Origin of the sequence: Candidatus Pelagibacter communis, from assembly GCF_001180025.1 — a bacterium.
In the GTDB taxonomy this organism is placed as follows: Bacteria; Pseudomonadota; Alphaproteobacteria; order Pelagibacterales; family Pelagibacteraceae; genus Pelagibacter; species Pelagibacter ubique_A.
This window is the reverse complement of the sequence record NZ_CVSK01000025.1, coordinates 1-784: the sequence shown is the minus strand read 5'-3', so window position 1 is coordinate 784 and position 784 is coordinate 1. Positions and strand designations below refer to the sequence as shown.

General features: G+C 27.8%; 2 protein-coding genes. Both read left to right on the top strand.

What is annotated here, in order from left to right; genetic code table 11:
• On the top strand, positions 1-573 hold a 573-nt coding region (gene leuD, locus AMN83_RS00385; protein WP_075503418.1), incomplete at its 5' end, for a 3-isopropylmalate dehydratase small subunit.
• On the top strand, positions 566-784 hold a 219-nt coding region (locus AMN83_RS00380), incomplete at its 3' end, for an isocitrate/isopropylmalate family dehydrogenase (protein ID WP_256998044.1). The genes leuD and AMN83_RS00380, both read left to right, overlap by 8 nt.

The window sequence follows — 784 nt, the reverse complement described above, 5'->3', positions numbered from 1 at the left end:
GCTTATTTACCAATTGTAAATATTGATACAGACATGATAATTCCAAAACAGTTTTTAAAAACTATCAAAAGAACTGGCCTCGGAAAAAATTTGTTTTTTGAAATGAGATATGATGATCAAGGCAAAGAAATAAATGATTTTGTGTTAAACAAAGATCCATTTAATCAATCTAAAATTTTAATTGCTGGAAAAAACTTTGGATGTGGTTCGTCAAGAGAACATGCTCCTTGGGCTTTATTAGATTTTGGAATTACTTGTGTAATAAGTTCAAGTTATGCAGATATTTTTTTTAGTAATTGTTTTAAAAATGGAATTTTACCTATAATTCTTGAAGAAGAAAAAATAAAAGAGCTATCTGAATACGCAAATAGACAAGAAGAAATTTCTATTGATTTGCAAGAGGAAAAAATAGTTTATGGAAATAATGAGCTAAAATTTGAAGTTGATCCATTTAAGAAAAAATGTTTGTTAGAAGGACTTGATGATATCGCTTTATCCCTAAAAAAATCAGAAAAAATAGAAAAGTTTGAAACAAATTTAAAAAACGAAAAGCCATGGGTATTTAATGATTAAAGTAAAAAAAAGAAAAATACTTTTACTTCCTGGTGATGGTATTGGTCCGGAGGTAATAGCTGAGGTAAAAAAAATTATTAACTGGTTTAATGATAAAAAATCTTTAGATTTTGAAATTGATCAGGAGCTAGTTGGTGGTTGTTCTTATGATAAACACGGTACCCCAATCACTGATGAGGTTTTTTACAAAGCACTAGAAAGTGAAGTAATT